The sequence below is a fragment of the Synechococcus sp. MIT S9509 genome (assembly GCF_047303035.1).
Classification (GTDB): domain Bacteria; phylum Cyanobacteriota; class Cyanobacteriia; order PCC-6307; family Cyanobiaceae; genus Synechococcus_C.
Genome location: NZ_CP138940.1, coordinates 873,660 through 896,302 on the forward strand (window position 1 = coordinate 873,660; position 22,643 = coordinate 896,302).

Annotated in this window: 20 protein-coding genes; 7 read left to right on the forward strand and 13 right to left on the reverse strand. The window is 59.9% G+C overall.

Annotated elements, in window-relative coordinates:
- Positions 1-7 precede the first annotated feature (7 nt).
- Positions 8-2,167 carry a glycine--tRNA ligase subunit beta gene (gene glyS, locus SIB73_RS04900; RefSeq protein ID WP_413402460.1) on the reverse strand — a complete coding sequence of 720 codons (2,160 nt, stop codon included), beginning with the start codon at positions 2,165-2,167 and terminating at the stop codon, positions 8-10.
- 127 nt (positions 2,168-2,294) lie between these two features.
- On the opposite strand from glyS, the gene SIB73_RS04905 reads away from it, so the two are divergent.
- Complete coding sequence (locus tag SIB73_RS04905) at positions 2,295-4,052, forward strand: NADPH-dependent assimilatory sulfite reductase hemoprotein subunit (RefSeq protein ID WP_413406413.1); 1,758 nt, start codon at positions 2,295-2,297, stop codon at positions 4,050-4,052.
- On the opposite strand, the gene SIB73_RS04910 is transcribed toward SIB73_RS04905, so the two are convergent.
- The 11 genes from SIB73_RS04910 to SIB73_RS04960 form a co-directional block, all read right to left on the reverse strand.
- The gene (locus SIB73_RS04910) at positions 4,025-4,753 is read right to left on the reverse strand and encodes a M15 family metallopeptidase (RefSeq protein WP_413406411.1); all 729 of its coding nucleotides are present in this window, start codon (positions 4,751-4,753) and stop codon (positions 4,025-4,027) included. The genes SIB73_RS04905 and SIB73_RS04910 overlap by 28 nt on opposite strands.
- 60 nt (positions 4,754-4,813) lie before the next feature.
- Entirely contained in the window at positions 4,814-7,351 is a 2,538-nt protein-coding gene (gene recG / locus SIB73_RS04915; RefSeq protein ID WP_413402458.1) for an ATP-dependent DNA helicase RecG, read from the reverse strand.
- Positions 7,312-8,466, reverse strand: coding sequence for a hypothetical protein (locus tag SIB73_RS04920; protein WP_413439727.1), 1,155 nt, complete (start codon positions 8,464-8,466; stop codon positions 7,312-7,314). Before SIB73_RS04920 ends, recG begins: the two co-directional genes overlap by 40 nt.
- Before the next feature lie 2 nt (positions 8,467-8,468).
- Positions 8,469-9,128, reverse strand: a complete 660-nt coding sequence (gene tsf, locus SIB73_RS04925) for a translation elongation factor Ts (protein ID WP_413402455.1) — start codon at positions 9,126-9,128, stop codon at positions 8,469-8,471.
- Between the two features lie 87 nt (positions 9,129-9,215).
- Positions 9,216-9,932: a 30S ribosomal protein S2 gene (gene rpsB, locus SIB73_RS04930; protein ID WP_114992991.1), complete on the reverse strand. Its 717-nt coding sequence runs from the start codon at positions 9,930-9,932 to the stop codon at positions 9,216-9,218.
- A 135-nt stretch (positions 9,933-10,067) separates the two neighbouring features.
- Entirely contained in the window at positions 10,068-11,000 is a 933-nt protein-coding gene (locus SIB73_RS04935) for a glycosyltransferase family 2 protein (RefSeq protein WP_413402453.1), read from the reverse strand.
- A 90-nt stretch (positions 11,001-11,090) separates the two neighbouring features.
- The gene (locus SIB73_RS04940) at positions 11,091-11,246 is read right to left on the reverse strand and encodes a hypothetical protein (RefSeq protein ID WP_006850288.1); all 156 of its coding nucleotides are present in this window, start codon (positions 11,244-11,246) and stop codon (positions 11,091-11,093) included.
- 35 nt (positions 11,247-11,281) lie between these two features.
- Positions 11,282-12,007, reverse strand: a complete 726-nt coding sequence (locus SIB73_RS04945; RefSeq protein ID WP_413402451.1) for an ATP-binding cassette domain-containing protein — start codon at positions 12,005-12,007, stop codon at positions 11,282-11,284.
- A gap of 4 nt (positions 12,008-12,011) precedes the next feature.
- Positions 12,012-13,184 carry an ABC transporter permease DevC gene (gene devC / locus SIB73_RS04950; RefSeq protein WP_413402449.1) on the reverse strand — a complete coding sequence of 391 codons (1,173 nt, stop codon included), beginning with the start codon at positions 13,182-13,184 and terminating at the stop codon, positions 12,012-12,014.
- Positions 13,181-14,020, reverse strand: coding sequence for an HlyD family efflux transporter periplasmic adaptor subunit (locus tag SIB73_RS04955; RefSeq protein ID WP_413406409.1), 840 nt, complete (start codon positions 14,018-14,020; stop codon positions 13,181-13,183). The genes devC and SIB73_RS04955 overlap by 4 nt, the downstream gene beginning before the upstream one ends.
- 68 nt (positions 14,021-14,088) lie before the next feature.
- Positions 14,089-14,823, reverse strand: coding sequence for a phycocyanobilin:ferredoxin oxidoreductase (locus SIB73_RS04960; protein WP_413402447.1), 735 nt, complete (start codon positions 14,821-14,823; stop codon positions 14,089-14,091).
- A gap of 24 nt (positions 14,824-14,847) precedes the next feature.
- On the opposite strand from SIB73_RS04960, the gene SIB73_RS04965 reads away from it, so the two are divergent.
- Positions 14,848-16,137: a M16 family metallopeptidase gene (locus SIB73_RS04965; RefSeq protein WP_413402446.1), complete on the forward strand. Its 1,290-nt coding sequence runs from the start codon at positions 14,848-14,850 to the stop codon at positions 16,135-16,137.
- Positions 16,134-17,414, forward strand: a complete 1,281-nt coding sequence (locus SIB73_RS04970; protein ID WP_413402444.1) for a M16 family metallopeptidase — start codon at positions 16,134-16,136, stop codon at positions 17,412-17,414. The genes SIB73_RS04965 and SIB73_RS04970 overlap by 4 nt, the downstream gene beginning before the upstream one ends.
- On the opposite strand, the gene SIB73_RS04975 is transcribed toward SIB73_RS04970, so the two are convergent.
- A complete protein-coding gene (locus tag SIB73_RS04975) occupies positions 17,415-17,732 on the reverse strand; it encodes an NAD(P)H dehydrogenase assembly family protein (protein WP_413402442.1) in 318 nt (105 codons plus the stop codon).
- 56 nt (positions 17,733-17,788) lie between these two features.
- On the opposite strand from SIB73_RS04975, the gene SIB73_RS04980 reads away from it, so the two are divergent.
- From SIB73_RS04980 to SIB73_RS04995, 4 genes are read left to right on the forward strand one after another with little or no spacing between them, the layout of a single operon-like run.
- Positions 17,789-18,361 (forward strand): biotin transporter BioY, encoded by a 573-nt coding sequence (locus tag SIB73_RS04980; RefSeq protein WP_413406407.1) that lies wholly within the window; start codon positions 17,789-17,791, stop codon positions 18,359-18,361.
- Positions 18,358-18,864 (forward strand): signal peptidase II, encoded by a 507-nt coding sequence (gene lspA / locus SIB73_RS04985; RefSeq protein ID WP_413439728.1) that lies wholly within the window; start codon positions 18,358-18,360, stop codon positions 18,862-18,864. The genes SIB73_RS04980 and lspA overlap by 4 nt, the downstream gene beginning before the upstream one ends.
- Complete coding sequence (locus tag SIB73_RS04990; RefSeq protein ID WP_413402438.1) at positions 18,845-21,004, forward strand: transglycosylase domain-containing protein; 2,160 nt, start codon at positions 18,845-18,847, stop codon at positions 21,002-21,004. Before lspA ends, SIB73_RS04990 begins: the two co-directional genes overlap by 20 nt.
- Positions 21,001-22,599, forward strand: a complete 1,599-nt coding sequence (locus tag SIB73_RS04995) for a DUF697 domain-containing protein (protein ID WP_413402437.1) — start codon at positions 21,001-21,003, stop codon at positions 22,597-22,599. The genes SIB73_RS04990 and SIB73_RS04995 overlap by 4 nt, the downstream gene beginning before the upstream one ends.
- Positions 22,600-22,643 lie beyond the last annotated feature (44 nt).

Sequence of the window (22,643 nt, forward strand, 5' to 3'; positions counted from 1 at the left end):
CCATCGTTCACGCCTGGATGTTCTCAAAACGCGCCAAAACCGAAGCCTGATTGCGCAATACGCCCAGCAGATTCAGACGGTTGCGCCTGACGGCATCGTTGTCAGTCATCACCATCACACTGTTCTCACCGTCGAAGAAGGCTTCAAGGGCTCGGGCTGCACCCTGAAGTTCTGAAGCCAGACCTTCATAATCACAGGCCTGCGCAAGCGGGCTGAGGGTCTGTAACTGCTTGAGCAGATCAGTTTCACTGGGGGAATCGAACAACGAAGCGTCGATCACTGGCTCCGCATCCAGCTGAGTGGTATCGAGGTTGCCTTTCTCAGCAAGTTTTGAGGCTCGTTGAACCACAGCCTGAACGGCCTGAAGGCGACCGCCTGTCCGCAGATCCCGAAGCAGCAGAAGCCTCACACGCGCATCAACCGGATCCTCCAGCAGACGTGAACTGCTGACACTCGCTCCGCTCACGGCCTGCACAAGGTCGGCTGGAAAGCCGTCCTCTTCGAACTGAGACACCATCCTCTGGCACAACAGCTGGCCCAGATCCTCCGCGAGGGACGCGGGGTCGAACTGAAATGCGGGAAATAAACCTGACCAGTGTGATGAAGCCCGGCTCAGCAGAGTCTGCAGTGGCAGACGCCAGCCCCTGTCCCAGAGGATCTGAACGATCCCGTTGCCGGCTCGGCGAAGCGCGTAGGGGTCGGAAGAGCCCGTCGGTCGCTGACCCTTGGAGAAAATACTGAGCAGAAGCTCAAGGCGCTCGGCCAGTGCAAGCAGGGCACCGGCATCGCTGCAGGGGGGCGCGTCTCCCGCACCAGCGGGTTGATAGTGCTCAGCCACTGCCAAGGCAACATCACGGTGCTCACCCTCCTCGAGCAGATATTTGCCGCCCATCAGACCCTGGAGCTCAGGGAATTCACCCACCATCTGACTGACAAGGTCGTTTTTGCAGAGACGCGCCGCACGGCGAGCGTGCTCCGCCAGCGAGTCGCTGGACCGAAGCAGCTGAACAAGCTGATCCAGCATCCAGCTGATCCTCTCGGTGCGATCGAGGAGGCTGCCGAGACCTTCGGCGAAGGTGACGCGATCGAGCTCCTCGCGTCGCTGCTCACTGGGCTGACGCCGGTCAACATTGAGGAAAAACTCCGCATCCGCCAGGCGGGCGCTGAGCACACGCTGATTCCCGCTGACAATTGTTTCGGAAGCATCCTGCAATCCATTGCCCACGAGCAGGAAATCCGAACGCAACACATTGCGGGCCTCGAGCTGGAGAGGATCGGCAGTGGCCTTTGGTTGCCTGAGCGGCACATACCGCTGATGCGACTGCATCACCGTGACAATCACTTCCGGCGGCAGATCCAGATATCGATCTGCGATTTCGCCCTTCAGCACAAGAGGGGCCTCCACCAGGTCCACAAGCTCCTGAAACAGACTGTCGGGACAGTCGGCCTCGCCTCCGCAGGCAACTGCCTCAGCAGCAATGGAACGGCGGATGAGTTCGGAACGCTGATCGCGATCCACCATCACACCTGCCTCTGCCAGAAGTCCCGGAAGTTCATCCGCAGAGTTCAACTGAGCGAGCGAGTCGTGAAGACGATGGCCGCGACTCTGACGACCACTGCGCACGATGGGGTCGGAGGAATGGAGCGTCACAGGGATCAGGTCCTCACCCAGCAACGCGACAAGCCAACGCACAGGCCGACTGAAACGCTGCTCTCCACTTCCCCAGCGCATGAATCGACGGCCCTGAAGACAGTCGATCCACTGGGGGATGAAGTCCTGCAACAGTACGGAGCTCCGCTGACCCGGGGTGCAGACCCGAGCAAACAGACAGGGACCCTTGGGTGTGTCACGGCTTTCGAGCTGCGCAGGATCCACACCGCAACGCTTCGCGAAACCGATGGCGGCAGGACCTGGCTGGCCTTCAACCAGCGCCTGGGACACCGGGGGGCCCTTGCGATCCTCCTCCAGATCAGGCTGTGAATCGATGAGATCGCTGATCTGAACAAGCAAACGACGTGGTGTTCCAGTCACGGAGAGGTGTCCGTGGTCGAGACGCAGCTCCTTCAGATCCGTGCGGACACGCCGCTCCAGCTGCTGAAGCGCTGAGCGCACGAAATCGGCCGGTAATTCCTCGGTGCCGATCTCGAGCAGAAACGTGTTTGCCACTCAACGTGCCAATACAGGTGGCGACTTTATGAGACGCCGCTTCGCTAGTTTCAAATGCAACAACGATGCACGCGTGAGCGACGGACTGACAGCGACCTCCAATGCGCCTGAGGCCATCGTGTCTCCTGTGCTGGATGGGCCTGCAGCGCGCACGGAGTCCATTGACACGGCCCTGTCGAAAGCTGAGAAAAGAAAGCTTTACAGCGGTCACCTGCGCGAACCGCTGCAGTCCGAACTGCTGAACGACGACATTCGTTTCAGTGAGGATGCCGTTCAGCTGCTGAAGTTTCACGGCAGCTATCAGCAGAACCACCGCGAACTGCGCAAAACGGACAAGGTGCGCTGCTGGCAGATGATGCTGCGACTGCGCAATCCTGGCGGTCGGGTGCCGGCTGATCTGTTCGCAGCACTCGATGACCTTTCTGATCGCTATGGCGACGGCACGCTGCGGGCCACGACTCGTCAGGCCTTTCAGATGCACGGGGTGCCGAAAGGTGATCTGAAGACCGTGATCGGAACAATCATCACCAACCTGGGCTCAACCCTGGCCGCCTGCGGTGATATCAACCGCAACGTGATGGCACCCCCGGCACCGTTTGAAAAGGGTGCCTACCCAGCAGCGAGGGCACTAGCTGATCAGATCGCTGATCTGCTCAGCCCTGAAGCCGCTGAGGGGTCCTACCTCGACATGTGGATTGACGGCGACCACAGCTATCGCTTCCAGCCAGCCACAACGGTGCGAAAGGCGCGCACCCGCCAGCAGAAGGGTGGTGTCTTTTCCGGCAGCGGAGCAGAACCGCTCTATGGCGACACCTACCTGCCTCGCAAATTCAAGGTTGCGGTCACCGTGCCTGGTGACAATTCCGTTGATCTGCTGACCCAGGACATCGGTCTTGTGGCCTTCGCGGATGCCTCAGGAGCCCTGAAAGGCTGCAATGTCTACGTCGGCGGCGGGATGGGGCGAACCCATAACCAGGAGGACACCTTCGCAAGAACGGCCGATGTGCTCGGCTACGTCAAGGCTGAGGAGATCTTTGATCTGCTGCAGGCGATCATGGCCCTGCAACGGGACCATGGCGACCGGGAAGTCCGCAAGCACGCCCGCATGAAATACCTGCTGCATCAGCGGGGGATCTCCTGGTTCAGATCAACACTGCGCAAGAACTACTTCAGAGGTGAACTGAAGGGCATCCGCCAGGAACCGGTCGCCAAGCTCCAGGACTATCTGGGATGGCACCGTCAGAAGAAAGGGCTGTGGTTTGTCGGACTTCCGATGATGTGCGGTCGACTGGAGGGTGCAATCAAGAAGGGGCTGCGCAGAATTGTGCAGACCTACCAGCTTGAGGTGCGGCTGACGGCCAATCAGGATCTGCTGCTCTGCAACATCGGGACCGCCCAGAAGACTTCGATCAAGGGTGAACTCGCCGAACTTGGATTTGAACTTCCCGGAGAACCAGCACCCCTGGCACGCCACGCAATTGCCTGCCCCGCGCTGCCGACATGCGGGCTGGCGATCACCGAGGCCGAAAGAATTCTCCCCGACGTTCTCGACCGTCTGGATGCGTTGCTGCAGAAGCTGGGAATCAATCAGTCGGTGCTGGTGCGCATGACTGGATGTCCGAATGGATGCGCGCGGCCCTACATGGCTGAACTGGCGCTGGTGGGCAGTGGCCTGAATCAGTACCAGCTCTGGCTGGGCGGAACCCCGAACCTTCAGGTACTCGCCAGGCCTTTCCTGCAGAAAATGCCCCTTGATCAACTGGAATCAACGCTCGAGCCTCTTCTGATCAACTGGAAACAGTGCGGTGTCCGGCGCAGTTTCGGAGCTCATGTCAACCGACTCGGTGACGAGTTGGTTCAACAACTCCTGGGAACGGAGGCGTAGATCGCCCCATCTCTCTGGCCTTTCCATGCCCAGAGCTGGTCGCCGTGGCTGAAATGCCACCATTCATTCGGATGTCTGGCAAAACCAGCCTTGGTCATCACCTCGTTGAGCAGACATCGACGCCCGTGCCAGAGGGCAGCTTCGCTGTCGGGATTCGACTCAGCCTCTTCGGCATGGTGATCAGGAATGGACTGATCCCCGATTGCATCGATGTCACCTCCCATCTCCAGCACTGCTCCGAAGCTGTCCGCGAAAGTGAGATCAACAGCAGCGCCGGTGCTGTGAGGCGGTGGGGTGCAGGGATCAGGACTCGGTGGAGCCCAGAATCGCGCCACATCTTTCCTGACCTGCTCAAGAGCCGCCTGCATCAGCGGATCTGATGGTTCAAAACCGAGCGAACGGCACTGCTCCCTGATGGAGTGGTTCACCATGAAAGCCTGCACACGGATCGGTCTCCAGGCATCGAAGATCGCGAGCTGCAGTTCACCGACCTCAGGGTCTCTGCAAGCGCAGAGAAGGGATTGCGCCGCAACAAGACGCTTCAGAACACCTGAACGCAGCCGATAGGGATCGGCATTCTCCCCGTACGGAGCGCCCACACGGGCATAGGGATGGGGCTCAAGGCACAGAAAGAAAGGCTTGAGCGGGACAAGCGGTTCACCACAGTCATCGATCACCACATCGCTCCAGGGACGACGCATCCGATCTGAGGAGGCAGACAAGCCATCGTATGGGGTGTCACACCCGCCGGCTGCTGCGATTCAGTTGAGCTGAGCCGCCGATGTCACCCGGCTGCGCTGCTCATCGAGAAGCCGGCTGAGAATGAGGTGATCCCTGAGCTCAGGATCCTCACGCAGGATGTCAGCCGCCTCTTCGCGCGCCTCCTCCAGAACCGAGCCATCATCGGCGAGGCTGGCGAGAGCCAGATCCGGCAGACCTGACTGGCGGGTGCCAAGCACCTGACCAGGGCCGCGCAGTCGCAGGTCCATCTCAGCGATTTCAAAACCATCATTGGAACGCACCAGCACCTCCAGGCGCTGACGGGCGAGAGGGTTGCGGCTGTCGTTGATCAGCAGACAGTGGGAGGCCGCGGCGCCTCGCCCGACGCGCCCGCGCAACTGATGAAGCTGCGCAAGGCCGAACCGATCGGCATGGTCGATGACCATCACACTGGCCTCAGGCACATCAACGCCCACTTCCACAACGGTGGTCGAAACCAGCACGTCGGTCTCGCCTGCTGCGAAGGCTCTGATCACAGCCTGTTTGTCCGCACTGGCAAGACGCCCATGCAGCAGACCCACCTGCAGATCGGGAAACACCTCGTCGGCCAGCTGTCGGTGCACATCCACAGCCGAACGCAGATCCATCTTTTCGGACTCCTCCACGAGTGGCAGCACCACATACGCCCGTTGGCCTTTCTCCACTTCCGATCGGATCAGGTCGTAGGCCTCATCACGATTCGAGCCGGTGATCATGGCGGTACGGATCGGTGTGCGTCCAGGCGGCAATTCATCGATCTGACTCACATCCAGATCGCCATGCAGAGAGAGCGCCAGGGTCCGGGGAATCGGCGTGGCCGTCATGGTGAGCAGATGCGGCTGAAGGCCTTTGCCGAGCAAGCGATTGCGCTGACGTACGCCGAACCGATGCTGTTCGTCGACCACCACCAGCCCCAGTCGACCGAAGGCCACAGGGTCTTCCAGCAGAGCATGGGTTCCAACCAGAATCTTGCAAGCACCGGAAGCAACGTCAGCAAGGATGCGGCGCCGATGCTTCTGAGGTGTCGACCCCGTCAACAGCTCGACTGTGACATGCAGCGTCGGCATCCAGCCGCAGAGACTGCGGTAGTGCTGCTCGGCAAGCACCTCAGTGGGAGCCATCATTGCCCCCTGCCATCCGGCCTGAATGGCCTTCAACAGAGCTGCAACGGCAACGACCGTCTTGCCGCTGCCCACATCCCCCTGGACCAGTCGAGCCATTGGTTCCTGCCGATTCAGATCCGCCTCGATCTCCGCGAACACCCGCTGCTGCGCTGCAGTGAATGCAAACGGCAGCATGGTGAGAAACCGACCCAGCAAACCATTGCGATCTGCTGCGCTGCCGCTGCTCAGGAGAGGTGCTGAGCGCTGCTTCAACGCGGCGCGGCGTTGCATCAGACCGAGCTGCAGGAGCAGAAACTCATCAAACACGAGCCGATGCCGAGCCTGCTGTAGTTGCTCGGAGGACTCAGGTCGGTGTATCGCCACCAATGCCTTGTCGCGACTGAGCAGCTGGCGAGCCTCGCGGCGGACCCTGGGAAGAGGCTCCGGCCAGAGCTGCACCGATGGCAGAACACGATCAATCAGAGAGCGGAATCGATCCGCAGTCAGGCCCTCCGTGAGGGGATAAACGGGAAGAAGCCGACCGATGCGGCTGGATCGCAATGGTGCCTGAGCACTCTCCATCACCTCAATCAGTGGGTCCTGAAAACTGATTCCATAAGGCCCGCTTTTGACAAGACCACTGACGGCCACCGTGGCGCCGTTGGGGTACTGGCGGGTCTGGCCATGCAGGTAGGAAGGATTGCTGAACCGCTTGCCGGCCAGGAAACGGGTCACCTTGATCCGGCCAGTCGGATCCTGCAGCTGCAGCTCGATGATCGAAAGGTTGGGATTACGGGGACTGGTGAAGCCATGGCAGCGTCGCACCGTGGCCACGATCGTGGCGGTTTCACCCGGCACCAGGGCATCAATGCGTCGAAGAGCCGAATAATCGACGTAGTCCCTGGGGTAGTGAAGGATCAGGTCGCGGACCAGCAGCAGCCCAAGGCTGGCCAGGCGTTCTGCAAGTTTCGGCCCAATGCCTTTCACCTGAGCCAGAGGACTGTTGAGAGAGGATGCCGCGGAAGTTGATGCAGCGGACGACGAGGATCGTTGGGCAACCTTCAGACGCGGTGGGGCCATTGGCGCGGATGGCTCCAGACGCTGGCGCAGGGCATGAAGCCACTGCCGCAGCACCGTGACCTGTCGGCGGCGGGCTGAATCATCCAGAGAGGCATACTCGGCGAATCCCTCCGCCAGAGACTGAAGTCGAGGTCGAACATCCTCCGGCAAAGGAATCTGCGGAGGAGTTGCAAGCTCGCGCTGCATGAAGCTGTGAAAGCGCTCATTGCGGCCCTGAAGATTGCTGAACCCACGATCCACCTCGAGTGACAACGCCTGCTGCAGAGGTCGGATCCACAACCGAAATCGCTCGAGGGCCTGATGGTCCAGACCGGCGTTCAACTGAGTGGAGGAGTCTCCGGCTGGTTGGGCCACCAATCGTTCTGGACCTCTCGGACACTGGCGCGATGCTGCCAGTGTCGCTCCTTCTGCAGCAAAGTGCTTAGTTCACGACGTTGCAATCGAATCCTGCTGCGACCGCGTCTCAGTGCATGGTCATCGAACTCAAGCTCTGACGGACGCAGCAGGACGCAGGCAGTGTCCATCGCCTGATCATCCACGACCATCGCCAGAGGCAGCGTCAGCTTCAGCACATTGGAGGGCGCCGAGTGGGATGGCAGCTGACCAGCGTTCACCGCATCCAGCAGCTGAATGGGAAGCAGGCTGCGCGTGACCCCTGCCCGCATCAGCTCAACATTCACGGCATGGGAGACATTGCGCAGCCTGCGGATCAGGGCGGAATCCAGTGAATCCATCCAACTCAACAGGCCGCTGGCTGTCGCAGGCATCAGCTGATCACTTGATTGAGCCGCCTGGTGCGGACCGAAAACGGCCGTTTCCAGGCGGTTCGGCAACTCCTGGGAAGACTCGCCCTGATCCAGTGATTCACCGGCCATCACGAACAGCGAGCGCAGAATCTCCAGCTCGGACATCTCGGAACCTTGGTCTGCTGACGTCAGTGACGAAGAGTCCGTCGCTTCGGAATGATCAACAGAACCATCATCCGCGGGGGGCGAATTCACCGGGAACAAGCCTTCCAGCAGATCAGAGCGTTCCAGCGGAAGATCCAGTCCCAGCTCAATTCCGGGAGGTGGAGTCTCACTCTCAGACGGGTCCTCTCCGCCGGAGCCACGGTTTGCGAGGGTCTGAAACTGCTGAATGAGAGAGCGCCTCTCCTCATCCTGAAGGCGAAGGGCCAGAACCAGCAGCTGCTCGATCGTGATCATCGATGACGCACGCTGAACAAGTGCGTCAATGCGCTGCTGCAACACGGCCTGTCGGTCTGAAAGCGAGGCGCGCTGCAAAGTGGAAAGAGAACAGAGCAGGTGGCGGATCGCCGCTTTGACAGCGGTGGGCAGAATCCGTCTCACCCGTTCCAGATACTGGGCCTGCTCTCTGTAGAGATGCGGAGCCAGAGAGTGACAACGTTCTTCCAGACGTGCAAGCTGCACGCCTGGATCATGCGCGTGGCGACTCCCAGGCAATCCAGTCAAGATCAGCCTTTTGACATGGAGGCAACTTCAGCGGCGAAGTCTGACTCTTCGATCTCAATGCCTTCACCGAGGGTGTAGCGGGTGAATCGACGCACTTTGACGTTTTCGCCGATCTTGCCCGCAGTCTGTTTCACAAGCTCGGCAACGGTCAGAGAGCTGTCCTTGATGAAGGGCTGTTCCATCAGGGCCAGTTCCTTGAGACGCTTGTTGATGCGACCCTCAACAATCTTTTCCTTCATCTGCTCTGGCTTGCCTTCAAGGTCATCGCGACCCATCTCGATTGATTTCTCACGCTCACGGATTTCAGCGGGAATCTCGTCAGTGGTGACGTACTCAACACCTGGACAGGCAGCGACCTGCATGGAGACATCGCGGAGTAATTCCTGGAACATGTCGCCACGCGCGACGAAATCGGTTTCACAGTTGATTTCGATCAGCACACCAACACGGGCACCGGTATGGATGTAACTGCCGATGGCACCTTCAGCGGCAGTGCGACCTGATTTCTTTTCCGCACTGGCGATCCCTTTCTGACGAAGCCATTCAACGGCTTTGTCGGCATCACCATCGGTTGCTGCAAGGGCTTTCTTGCAGTCCATCATTCCAGCGCCGGTCTTGTCGCGGAGTTCCTTGACGAGCTTGGCGGATACGACAGCAGCCATCAGATGTGTTGGAGGAGGAGTTGGGACTAAAAGATCCGCCTTCCCGCTCTGGCGGGAGGGCGGCGTGAACTTAGCGGCTAATGCGGATCAACCTTGGTTGTCGGCGCCACGCTGCTCGTTGGAACCGTGGCGGCCTTCGTTGATGGCATCAGCGAGGCGGCTCAGCACCAGCTGCACGGAACGCACAGCATCGTCATTGCAGGGAATGGGAACCTCGCAGAGATCGGGGTCGCAGTTGGTGTCAAGCATGGACACCAGGGGGATATCCAGTTTGCGCGCCTCAAGGACAGCGTTGGTCTCGCGACGCTGATCGACAAGCACCACCACATCGGGGAGGCGACGCATGTTCTTCAGACCACCGAGGTACTTCTGAAGACGGTCCAGCTCCCGACGCAGCACAGCGGCTTCCTTCTTGGGACGCATGGCGATTGCACCGCTGGACTCCATCCGCTCAAGATCCTTGAGGCGGTCGATCCGGGCCTTCATCGTGGTCCAGTTGGTGAGCATTCCGCCCAGCCAGCGCTGGTTCACGTAGGACGCGCCACAGCGTGCCGCTTCATGGGCCACCACTTCAGAAGCCTGTTTCTTGGTGCCGACGAACAGGAAACGCTTGCCGCTTCTGGCCGCGGTGCGGGTCCATTTGTAGGCGTTGTTCATGCAGACAGCAGTCTGCACGAGGTCGATGATGTGAACTCCGTTGCGCGCGCAGTAGATGTAGCGCGACATCTTGGGATTCCAGCGACGGGTCTGGTGACCGAAATGGGCACCAGCTTCCATCATCTCGGCGAGAGTGACGACAGCCATGGTTGTGTAGAGGTTTCGGGTTCGCCTCCACCTGTCAGGGATGGTGTGGTGAACCGAGGTTCAGATCACATCCAGCACCCGAAACAGACAGGTGTGCGGTTTGAAAGGGCCCGCTGAATTTAACAAAGCGCCGGCTCAGGACAGCCCTGCCTGACGCGCTTCTCGATACAGCGCCTCCACTCCGATCCGGTTGAGCGGAAGTCTCAGAAGCTCGAGCGCCAGAGATGGTTGACCCATTCGGATCAACCAGGCCAGCAGAGGCCGCAGCGTGTGTTCGTTGAGCAATCCCCCCAGAGTCAGCAGCCCCCAGAGCAGGCGATGCATCCAGGTGAACTGGATGATCATGCGCACCCTGCGACTGGGATGTTTTCTGTAGAACACAAGACCCATTCGGGCGCGCTCGCGCTCGACTCTGATCAGATCAGGGATCTGGGCCAGTCGGAACGCAGGATGCCAGTGATAACCAACGGCTTCAGGGCAGCGCACCAGCTGCACGCCCATCTGCCGAAGCCGTTCACCCAGCTCGAGATCCTCCCAGCCATACAACCTGAATCCTGTATCGAACAGGCCGGAGTGCTCCAGCACCTGTCGATCGATCGCGACATTGCCGGTCGCGAAATAAGCCCAGGACAGATCACGCAACTTGTGCCGCTCACCGGTTGGATTCTCGAAATCAGCTGTGTTGATCACAGCGCCGTAGGTGAAGCAAAGGCGATTGCCGGACCGTTGCCATTGTCTGGACAGAGCCTGCGCATGACTGGCCAGGAATGTCGGCGTCACGACCAGATCGCTGTCGATGAAAACGATCACGTCACCACGGGCATGGGTTACACCACGGTTGCGTCCCTCAGCAGGTCCGCCATGGCACTGCTCAATCAGTCGGACCCTGGGAAACGTTTCGGCGGATGATCTGAGCCAGTCAGGCGTGCCATCGGTGGATCCGTCATCCACCACCACAACCTCATAGTCGTCGAACTCGAAACAGGGTTTCTGGGTCTCCAGAGAACGCAGACACTTTGCGAGGATGTCGCGTCGGTTGTAGGTGGGAATAACGACGCTGATGAACATCCGCCAGCACGATGAGACGTAATAAGCAAGCCTAAAGGCAAGAAAAAAGGGAGCTCTGAGCTCCCTTAGATCAAACTGTTTGCAAAGAGATCAGTCGGCTGCACCACCATTGTTGGCAGTGCCTGTCACACCGTTGCCGGCACCTTCACCGCGGCCGTCGTTGCGCATCTTGCGCTTCTTGAATTTGCGCGCATAGGCGCGATTGCGCTCTTGCTTTTCCTTCTTGAGGTTTCTGCGCTTGGCCATTCGGGAGTCCGGGGCTTCTTGAAGTTCAACCCAACTTACTCAATGGACTGAAGCAGACGGCCATCCTCCATTTTCACCAGGCGGTCGGCAACATCAAGAATGCGCGGATCATGGGTGACCATCAGCACAGAGCAGGATTGTTCACGCGCAAGGCGCTTGAGCAGTTCGACAACCTCCCGTCCGGTACTGCTGTCCAGAGCTGCAGTCGGCTCATCAGCAAGCAGCAACTGGGGCCTGGCGGCCAGAGCACGGGCAATGGCAACGCGTTGTTTCTGGCCTCCCGAGAGATCCTGAGGAAGCTTGCCGAGGTGATCGTCAAGCCCCACGGACCTGAGCCACTCCCTTGCCTGATCACGGCGACCGCGATAGCTGAAACCTTCCAGAAGATCAGCTCCCATCTGCACGTTCTGCTCAGCCGTGAGACAGCGCAGCAAATTATGACCCTGAAAGATCATGCCGATCCTGCGACGCAGTTGCTGTCGCTGACCACGGCCCGCTCCCCTGAGTTGCTGTCCAAAGACACGCACATCTCCCTGCTGCACCTGGCGAAGCGCCCCGATCAGAGTCAGCAGAGTCGTTTTGCCACAACCTGATGGACCGGTCAGCAGCACCACTTCACCGGCTGCGATCTGAAGATCGACCGACTGGAGAACCTGTCGGCGGGTGGCTCCAGTTCCATACCAGTGGCTGAGATCTTGAATGCTCACCGTGCTGACTAGACCGGAACCCTGATGTTGAGCTGAATGCGAAAGAACCGTCATAGCCTCAGAAGATCTCCGCCGGATCAGCATCCACCAGGCGGCGCATGGCCAGACCTGCAGAGGCCATGCACATCACGAGAATCATGGTGAATACCGTCGCAGCACGACTGAAATCCATGGCGACGGGAAGCGCCGTGGCGCTTCTCACCAGCAGATAGAGACCCTGACCGGCGGCATAGGCAGGCAGATATCCAAAAAGCGCCAGCAGCAATCCTTCCCGCACAACCACACCCAGAAGCGTTCTGAGCTTGTAGCCCATGGCCATCAGCGTGGCGTATTCGGGAAGGTGATCACTGACATCGGAATAGAGCACCTGATAAACGATCACGCAGCCAACGACAAAACCCATGGCGGCACCCAGGGTGAAAATGAATCCGATCGATGTGCTTGTGCGCCAGTAATTCTGTTCGAAGTCGATGAAACCCTGCTTGGTGAGAACGGTGACATCCTCGGGAAGCAAGGCGTTGAGTTTCTCAGCCACCGCATCAGCATCGGTGCCCTGCTGGAGCCGCACCAGTCCAACCTCGATGCTTCCGGGTGGAGTGTTGGGCAGAAGATCGAGGAAAGTTTCGCTGCTGGTTAGCAGATTGCCGTCTGCTCCGAAAGAGCTGCCAAGCTCGATCAGGCCGGCCACACGCACCCTCTTGCCGGAAATCTCACTTTCGACCGTTCGACCGTCACGAAACCATTCGGCAACAGGTCCAAACTCGGGACGCGATTTCTCGTCGAACAGAACACGACCTTTCTGAGTCAGAACCTCGGCCTTGGGCGCCAGAGACGGGTCGACAAACAGGGGATCACCCGGTTCAAAGCCAAGGGCAAGAATCGATCGTGTGCCACGGGTCTTTGGGTTGCGCCAGAGCAGCAGATTCCAGTGAACAGGAGTGATTCCCTCCACCTCAGGCAAGGCCATGGCCTGCACCAGCCGACGACGGGGGAAGCCGGCCATGCTGACCGAACTGGTTGAACGTGGACTGATCAGAACGATGTCGGCGTCAAAAAGGCGATGGACCGTGACGCTGGCATCAAAGAGCCCGTCGCGGAATCCGAGCTGCATGAACATCAGAATTCCCGCAAAACTGATGCCGGCCAGTGCCACAGCCAGACGAACGGGCTGTCGAATCAGCATCAGCGAGGCCAGGGGTATCCCTCGCCTGCTCAGCCAACGACCGATCATGAGGAACCGAATCTGGCGATCACCTTCAGACCCGACAGCCTGGAGACACGCTGAATGGAACCAGGATCGAGCGTCACGATCACCTCAATGATCCGGGCATCGGCATCACCGGTCGGATCCGTGGACAACACCTGACGCTGACGGACCTGGGGACTGATGCGCTCAACCGTTCCCTGAAGATCCCCTTCAAAACCGCCGTTCTCACTGATCAAGACAACGGATTCTCCAACCTTGATGCGATTGATGTCTGACTCATAGACCTCGATCAGAGCCTCCATCGACTGACTGGCTCCAACCTCAATGACACCCTCGGCATCAGGACGCTCACCCACCCGGGCAGTGACCTTGAGAACGGTGCCATCAATCGGAGAACGGAGCACGCTGTCGCTCAGATCCGCTTCAAGCTTTCCGCGCTCGGCGATCAGCTCAACCCTTTTTCGCTCAAGCATGGTGAGTTCATTCTGTTTTTCCTCGAGCAACACAACCTTCGTCGCACCCTGCCGAGCGGCCTGGGCGTAACGAGCAACCTCTCTTCGCTTCAGCGGTATTTCCGTGTCAGCGGAGAGGATTTTGGCGTCGGTTGCGGCGAGATCCGCTTCAATCTTCGGCCTGTTGTCGAACACAGCGAGCACCTGCCCTCTGGCCACGGGGTCGCCCTCCTTGACCAGCAGTGACGCAACCCTCGGAGTGCCACCCAACCCGCTCACCGGCGCAGCCAGACGACGCACATCCCCTGCAGGTCTGAGACTTCCCAGGGCAGCCACAGATTCCTGCTGACGTGTCGTGACCTGCTCCGAGGCGGCAGGAGGCGCAGGGGGCTGCGAACGCCGCAGCATCAACACGCCACCGGCAATGGTGAGAACCGCCAGCAATCCGGCGCCGACCCAGACGCGAACAGATGATTTCAGGGGCTGGGTGGCTCGTCGAATAACAGCTCCTCGATGTACCGATCCGCCCACTCCGTCCCGAAGGCTTTCTCCAGAACCCGCCGCGTTTTGTCGTTGCGTTTCTGTTGCCGGCAATAGGAAACCTGACCTTGATATCGGCTCAGAGTAGAAGGATCCCCGGGGTCATCGGGCTCTGCAGCCTGCACGGCATCACCCAGCACCTGGAGGTAACCGTCGACCAATTCCACGAACCAATCCTCTTCCTGTTGATTCACGGGACGGATGAATCTCACAAATGGAGAAAAAATGGTCGCCCAGGTGGGAAGTTCACGCACCTGTTCGAAAGCGGGAATCACAGTGGCCTCGAGGCCGCGTCTGATGCGATCAGGCAGCTGATCACCGACCGGGGACAGATCGATGATGGCGGCGGAGATTCCCGCAGGGCTGGCGACGATGTCAGCGCCGAACACCGGCAGATCGAATCGGGGATCAGGAAAGAACACACAATGAAGAATCTGGAGTCCGAGCCCAAGACGAGCGATCTCCAGATGAAGTTTGCGCAGTCCACGGCAGGAATGCACTTCATTGCGGATGAACAGGGCCTCACCATCAAGCGTGCCGATGATCTCCTCCAGATCACCCGACAACGTGAGTGGATTGAGCTCCGGAAAGCCGTCTCTGCACTGACGGATGCGAGCAGCCATAGCCATCACCAGCGGATGCATCTCCTGACCGCTCGGGGACGCAGGCATCAATCCGATCCGTAATTGCACAGAATGGGACTTTGCCACGGGACCCTGACTGCGATCCCATCCGGTCCGGTGCTCGAACACCGCACTCTTCACAACGGCAGCAACCTTGTGACTGCCAACATCCCCGATGCGGCACTCACCTGCCTTGATTTCTGGTGCCGAGGCGGTAGTGCCTGGGAAAGAAGCGGTGAGGAAGGCCTCGCTCACTTTCTTGAACACATGGTGTTCAAAGGAAGCAGAAGGCTGGGTCCAGGGGAATTCGACCGAAGGATTGAAGCGCTGGGAGGCAGCAGCAACGCAGCCACAGGTTTTGATGACGTGCACTATCACGTGCTTGTGCCCTTCGAGGAATCGAAGGAAGCGCTTGATCTGCTTCTGGATCTCGTTCTTGATCCTGCTCTCGAACAGGACTGTTTCTCAATGGAACGCGATGTAGTGCTTGAGGAAATCGCCCAGTACCGGGATCAGCCCGATGACCAGGTGTTGCAGACCCTTCTGGAACTCTGCTGTGCCCCCCATTGCTACGGAAGACCGATCCTCGGCTGGGAGAACAGCCTGCGGGAGATGGAGCCTGAGGGGATGCGGAGCTACCACCAGCGTCGATACCAGGGGGCCAACTGCTGCCTGTCGGTGGCCGGAACCATCGAGAAGGGTCTGATCGATCACATGCTCAACAGCCCCTTGTCGGCGCTGGCCAAGCTGACGGACTCAGCTCGAGACAAGACAGCCAAACCATCACTGAGCTTTCACAGCGGACGGGAATTCCGAACCTTTCCACGGCTTGAGGCTGCACGGCTGATGATGGTCTGGCCGATCGCCTCTGCTGATGATCAGCTGGCTATCGCCGGAGTGGATCTGGCCACCACAATCCTTTCGGAGGGTCGGCGCAGCCGGCTTGTGCAGAGATTGCGGGAGGAACTTCAGATCGTTGAATCCATCGACATGGATGTCACCACGCTTGAACAGGGCAGTTTGGTGATGCTTGAGGCCTGTTGTCCCGACGATCAGATCGAACGCGTGGAGCTTGAAATCCACCAAATACTGGTCAACAGCCTGACAACAGCGATCACAGATGCAGAATTCAACCGCGCAATGCAGCTGGTGGGGAATGGCCATCGATTCAGTCTCGAGGCACCCGGAGCTGTGGCCGCCAGTGCCGGATCACAGACACTCTGGGGGCGGCATCGTGACCTTCTGGCTCCACTTCAGGATCTGATGCACTGGGATGCTTCAACGTTGCGGGAACAGGTCATGCCCCTGCTGCAACCCGAGCGAAGCTTCACCCTGATTGCCAGATCGGAGGACAACGCTTGAGCGGCAGCTGTGAACTCGTCCTTGATCCGGTGACCACGACCGGGGTGCTCTCCGCCAAGCTCTGGATCCGGCGGGGAAGCAGTGCAGACCCTCTCGGGCAGCGAGGCGGGCATCAGCTTCTGGGTTCGGTGCTCAGCCGGGGTTGCGGTCCTGTGGACCATCTGCAGCTGGCCGATCTCGTTGAGGGGTGCGGCGCCGGTCTTCGGTGTGACACCCACGAAGATGGGATCCTGATCAGTCTCAAGTGCCGCGACATCGATGCCGATCGCCTCTTGCCTGCTCTTGGCTGGATGCTGCGCCAGCCACATCTGGACGAAGGACAGATCGAGCTGGAAAGAGACCTGAGCCTGCAGGCTCTGCAGAGACAAAAAGAGGATCCCTTCCATCGCGCTTTTGACGGCTGGAGACATCTGGCCTATGGCCAGGGGCCCTACGGGCACGATCCGCTGGGAGTTGGCGTTGACCTTGAACAGCTTCGGAAACCCGAGCTTGCTGTCCTTGCGTCAGGTCTTGAAAAGCGGGGTTCGGTTCTGGCGCTGTCAGGCACCATTCCTGATCGAGCACTGGAGCGGATGGAGCAGTGGCTCGGACACAGCAGAACAGAATCAGGCTCCGGCGACGCAGAGACTCCGATCAAACAGTCGCCTGATCTGGTTTCAGGTGAAAAGCCCTCGTTAGGGCTGCAGGTCCTGCCCACCGAACAGGTGGTGCTGATGCTCGGCCAGGCCGCTCTGCCCCATGGTCACCCTGATGATCTGGCACTGAGGCTGCTGCAGGCACACCTGGGATCGGGAATGTCAAGCCTGTTGTTCCGCCGTCTTCGAGAGGAGCATGGCGTCGCTTACGACGTGGGTGTCCATCACCCGGCACGCGCTGGGGCGGCACCCTTCGTGATGCATGCCTCGACCGGGGTGGAGAGGGCGGAACTTTCGCTTGAGCTCCTGATCGACAGCTGGAGCGAACTGGTGGAGGGCAATATTTCCGAGGTTGATCTCAAACTGGCCAAAGCCAAGTTCAGGGGGCAGCTGGCTCATGGCTCCCAGACCACTGGTCAGAGGGCTGAGAGACGGGCGCAACTGCGTGGCCTGAATCTGCCTGATGTTCATGACCAGAGCTGCCTGAATCAGCTGGATCAACTGCGGGCCAGTGATTTGCATGATGCGGCACGCCGCCATCTGCACAGTCCACAACTCAGTTTGTGCGGTCCCGAGGCAACCCTGGAATCGCTGGAGAAGCAATGGAGCCGGAGCACTTTCGCTGCGGTGGCAGCACCTTGATCAGTCCGGTGAATCTTCAGAAACATGCTTCTGCGATGCAGCATCGGAGTTCGAGAAGGCATCCGAATCAGATGGAGCGTTTTGATTCGAGGCATTGTTCCGATCGTCGTTCACAAGGGTGAGCTGCTCGATCGAGAGCAGAAATGTGCCTCTGGCAAAGCGCACAGCCACCGTTTTCGCCGGCTGAAGTGCCGTGACCCGGCCGATCTCACCATGGGCCACAAGATCGGGAGGTCTGAGCATCGGCATCGGATCAGCTGTCTTCAGAAAGTTCTGAGGGCGCACGAGTCGCACCTGGTCACCAATGGAAACGGACATCTCGGCTGGGCAATACATCTCTCTTACAGCAGGATGGTGCGAGCTGACGATTGCCCGTGCGGGCTCTGGCCACCTGGAGCGGCGCTCTCGCCGGATTGCTTCTGATCCTCGTCGGGAGCCTGATTCCGACTGCCCTGCTTCTGCCTCTGCCTGAGTTTCCACCGGCCGTGCTGGGTCTGCCAAGCACCTGGCAGGTTCCAGCACTGCTTGTCTGTGCCCTCGTCGCAGGTCCGCGCGCAGGCGTGATCGCTTCAGTGGCTTATCTGACCATCGGCCTGGTGGACCTGCCTGTGTTCCACGGAGGTGGTGGTTTTTCCTACGTGCTGAATCCCGGGTTCGGATATCTGGCTGGATTCGTCCCAGCCGCCTGGCTGACCGGTCGACTGGCCCAGCAGAGCGGAATGAACGACGTTGTCAGACTGACTCTCGCAGCCACAGCCGGTCTGCTGACCATCCAGGTCTGCGGTCTGCTCAACCTTGTTCTCGGTGCTGCCCTGAATCGCTGGAATGAACCTCTGATTGAACTTGTCTTCAGCTACAGCCTCGGCCCACTGGCCGCACAGCTGGCTCTGTGTTGCTCAGCTGGACTGATCGCACGCGTCACCCGGCGTGTGCTCTGGGTGGAATGAGCCGGAAGCAAGCCGATAGTTCTCGTCCTGTCCTCACCATGAGGCGCGGCAGTGTCGTCGCTCTGAGCGTGTTCATGGTGGTGCTTGATCAACTCAGCAAGCACTGGGCCAGAAACACACTCGTGCAAGGAGAGGCGATTCCCTTTGTTCCCGGATTGCTGCAGCTGACCCTGGTGCGCAACACCGGTGCTGCTTTCAGTCTGTTCAGAGACTCCTCAACACTTCTGGGAGGTCTAAGCCTCGTTGTAGCCATCGGTGTCAGTGTCTGGGTCTGGCGGGAGCCCCGGAGAGGCCTCTGGATGGGACTGGCCCTCGGCTTTTTGCTCGGAGGCACGATCGGCAACGGCATCGACCGCTGGCGGCTCGGTCATGTGACCGACTTTCTTGAACTCGTGCCGATCCAGTTCCCGATCTTCAACTGGGCGGATGTCGCCATCAATCTGGCAGTGCTCTGCTTCGTCATTGACGCCTTCGGCAACCGACATGAGCAGAGCGAAGGCTGATCAACAGGGACTGGCCCTGCTGAGGATTCATCAGCAGGATTGTTCCGAGCGCGTTGTGGCTCTTCACGGCGAGGGCTATCGGATTGGTCGCGACGCGGACATGGAGATCCGCATCAACCATCCAGCTGTCAGCAGGCACCATGGGCTTCTGCAGAAGCAAGGACGCCGCTGGATCCTCAAGGATCAAGGCTCCACCAACGGTCTGTGGTGGCGAGGACGTCGCGTGCAACAGCTGGAGCTGCAGGACGGCGATCGGATCAGCTTTTCCCCAAGCCAGGATCCGGATAACCCCTGGATTGACTTTGAGCACCCTGCCCATCGAAGGCATCAGCGAATCAAGCGCAGCACAGGGGTCGGCATTCTGTGCCTGATTGGCGCCGCAGGACTTGTGCTGGGTGTGGCCGCCTTCACAGTGCCGGTGCGTGGACGACTTGCCAGCGTTCGTGGTCCTCTTGCCATCTACGACGGCAATAACAAACCGCTCAACTCGGTCGATTCAAGTCGACACATGGAACTGAGCAGCGTCGCAGCGTTTTCGCCGTTGTTGATCGATGCCTTGCTCAGCAGCGAGGACAACCGTTTCTGGTGGCATCCAGGAGTTGATCCAGTCGGCACCGTGCGGGCGTTCGCCGCCAACCTCACCGGAGGAAGGGTTCTTGAAGGTGGCAGCAGCCTCACCCAGCAACTGGCCCGAAGTCTCTACCCCAACCTCGTTGGTGAAGGCGACACTCTGGGACGGAAATGGCGCGAGCTGCTGGTGGCGCTGCAGCTTGAAAACCGTTTCAGCAAGAGGCAGCTGCTGCTGAGCTATCTCAACAGGGTCTACCTCGGGGTGGGATGGGGTTTCGAAGACGCTGCTCAGACTTTCTTTGACCAGTCGGCGGCGGATCTGAGTGTTGAACAGGCCGCTCTGCTCGTGGGGCTGTTGCCGTCACCCAACGGTCACGACCCCTGCCGGCATCCCCAGCGGGCCCTTGAAGCCCGCAACCGTGTGATCAACAAGATGGCCGATTCCGGTCGGCTTTCACTCGATGCCGCTCGTCTGGCGAGACGCCAACCCATTCAGTTGGCTCCAAGCGCCTGCAGCCGGACCGCTCTGACCCGATCAGCCCCCTTTTACACCGATCAGGTGCGCAGGGACCTCACAGCACTGGTGGGTCCGGAGGTGGCCGCAGAAGGCAATTTCCTGATCGAAACTCATCTTGATCCGGTGCTGCAGGCCGTGGTGGAACGACAACTGCGCAGTTTGATCGGCAACGCCGCTGGTCTGGGTGTGAGCGAAGGAGCAGCGGTGGTGATCGACAGCCGCAGTGGTGGCGTGCTGGCGATCGCCGGTGGACGTGACTACCGCTTCAGTCAGTTCAACCGTGCCTCCATGGCCCTGAGACAGCCTGGAAGCACCTTCAAGCTGATGACTTATCTGGCTGCTTTGGAGAAGGGAATCAAACCCAACGAAACCATTGACTGCAGTTCACTGAGCTGGAGAGGCCAGCGATTTGAAAGCAGCTGCAGGGGCCGTCTCAGCCTGACGAGCGCCTTTGCCTCCAGCAGCAACACCGCGGCTCTGCGGCTGGCGCAACGCGTGGGGCTTGAACAGGTCGTGCGCCAGGCCAGAGCCCTCGGCATCACCACACCGCTGGATCCGGTTCCCGGTCTGGCACTCGGTCAGAGCGAAGTGCGCCTGATCGAACTGACCGGCGCCTACGCAGCCGTGCTCAACAAAGGGGAATGGAAGCCGCCCAACACGATTCGTCGACTGCTCGATGCGGAAACGTGTCGCGACGACAGGCTGCGTGGCTGCGGAAGTCTTGCCGGCGACGATCAGCGTGGCGTGAACCCCGGGCGTCAGGCTGTGCGCAGCGAAAGCGCGGTCCAGATGCAGAGCTTGTTGCGCGCTGTGGTGCGCGGCGGAACCGGCGCAGCTGCATCCCTCGGAGGCAAGGAGGGAGGAAAGACGGGAACCACGAATGATGGAAGAGATCTGCTGTTTGTGGGCTATGAGCCATCTCGGCACTGGGTGCTGGGCATCTGGCTCGGCAACGACGACAACAGTCCTTCCTCCAGCTCCAGTGCCCTTGCGGCTTCCCTCTGGGCTGACATCATCCGCGCGGCGGGACGTGGAGGACTCAACGGAGGATGAAGGGGGCGACACGCTGGATCCTGTTTGGTGTCGTTGGCCTGGTCGCCCTCATGGTGATTGGCCTGGTGTTGCAGGGGATTCGTAACCTGCTGTGGGATCTGAGTTACTGGCTGCCGCCCTGGATGGTCGGCCCCGTGCTGCTGATCGGAACAATCCTGCTTGCGGCGGTCGTGATTCAGGTCGGCCTGCCATGGCTGCGTCAGTGGCGAACACAGCGCCACCGTCAGGACGCGTCATCGACCCAGAACAGGCCGGCACCGACGAGCAGCAGAGATGCAGCCGAACAGAGCCTGTCCAGCGTGGATCGCCTGCTGGAACGCTTGCAGGACGACGTGGCACGTCAATCTCTTCTGCAGGAACGGCAACGGGTCGCCAGAGAACTGGAACGCGGTGATCTTGTGCTTGTGGTCTTCGGCACCGGCTCCAGCGGGAAAACCTCTCTGATCCGTGCCCTGCTCAAGGAGATCGTCGGCGATGTGGGTGCCGCCATGGGCTCCACCAGCGAAAGCCGCAGTTACCGACTCCGACTCAAAGGTCTCAAGCGCGGGGTGCTGCTCGTGGACACCCCTGGAATCCTGGAAGCGGGACAGGAGGGGAGGGGACGTGAGCAAGAGGCACGACGCCAAGCCAGCAGAGCGGATCTGATGATCGTGGTGGTGGATGGCGATCTGCGCAAAAGCGAACTGGACGTGGTTCAGAGCCTTTCTGGACTGGGCAAACGACTCGTGCTGGTGCTCAACAAATGCGATCTGCGAGGTGAAGAGGAGGAACGCAGATTGCTTCAGCTGTTGCGACAACGCTGCCGTGAATGGTTGCAACCCGAGGATGTCATTCCCGCCAGTGCACGCCCCCAGTCACTGCCACGCCCGGGTAAGCATCCCGTTCAGCCACCGGCTGAAATCGGCCTTCTGGTCACACGGCTGGCCGCCGTGCTCCATGCCGATGGAGAGGAACTGCTGGCAGACAACATCCTCCTGCAATGCAGAGATCTTGGCTCCGCCGGTCGGGATCTGCTCGACCGGCAGCGCACTGAAGAAGCCAGCAGAATCATCGATCGCTACACATGGGTCAGTGCCGGTGTCGTCGCCGCAACGCCACTGCCCGGTATCGATTTACTGGGCACAGCAGCGGTGAATGCCCAGATGGTGATGGAGGTGGGGGCGGTCTACGGCATCCAGTTGACCCGAACCAGAGCCCAGGAGCTGGCGATTTCTGTGGGCAGGACCCTGGCCGGCCTAGGCCTGGTCAAGGGAGGAGTGGCTCTGATCGGGACCGCGCTGAGTGTGAACCTGCCGACCCTGCTACTCGGTCGGGCGGTGCAGGGTGTGGCCGCCGGCTGGCTGACCAGAATTGCGGGTGACAGTTTCATGACCTATTTCCAGCAAGATCAGGACTGGGGCGACGGTGGAGTGCAGGACGTGGTTCAGCACCACTACGAGCTCAACCGGAGGGATCGCTCCCTGCAGGACTTTCTGCAGGCGGCACTGCGGCGGGTGGTGGAGCCCCTCCAGCAGGAGGCCAAGAAACGACTTCCGCCCCGGCCAGGGCCTCGGGCGGGGGAGGACGCATCGGACCGCGGCTATCGAGCACCGTGATCAGCCCGAGATACAACACACCGATCAACACCGACATCGCTCCC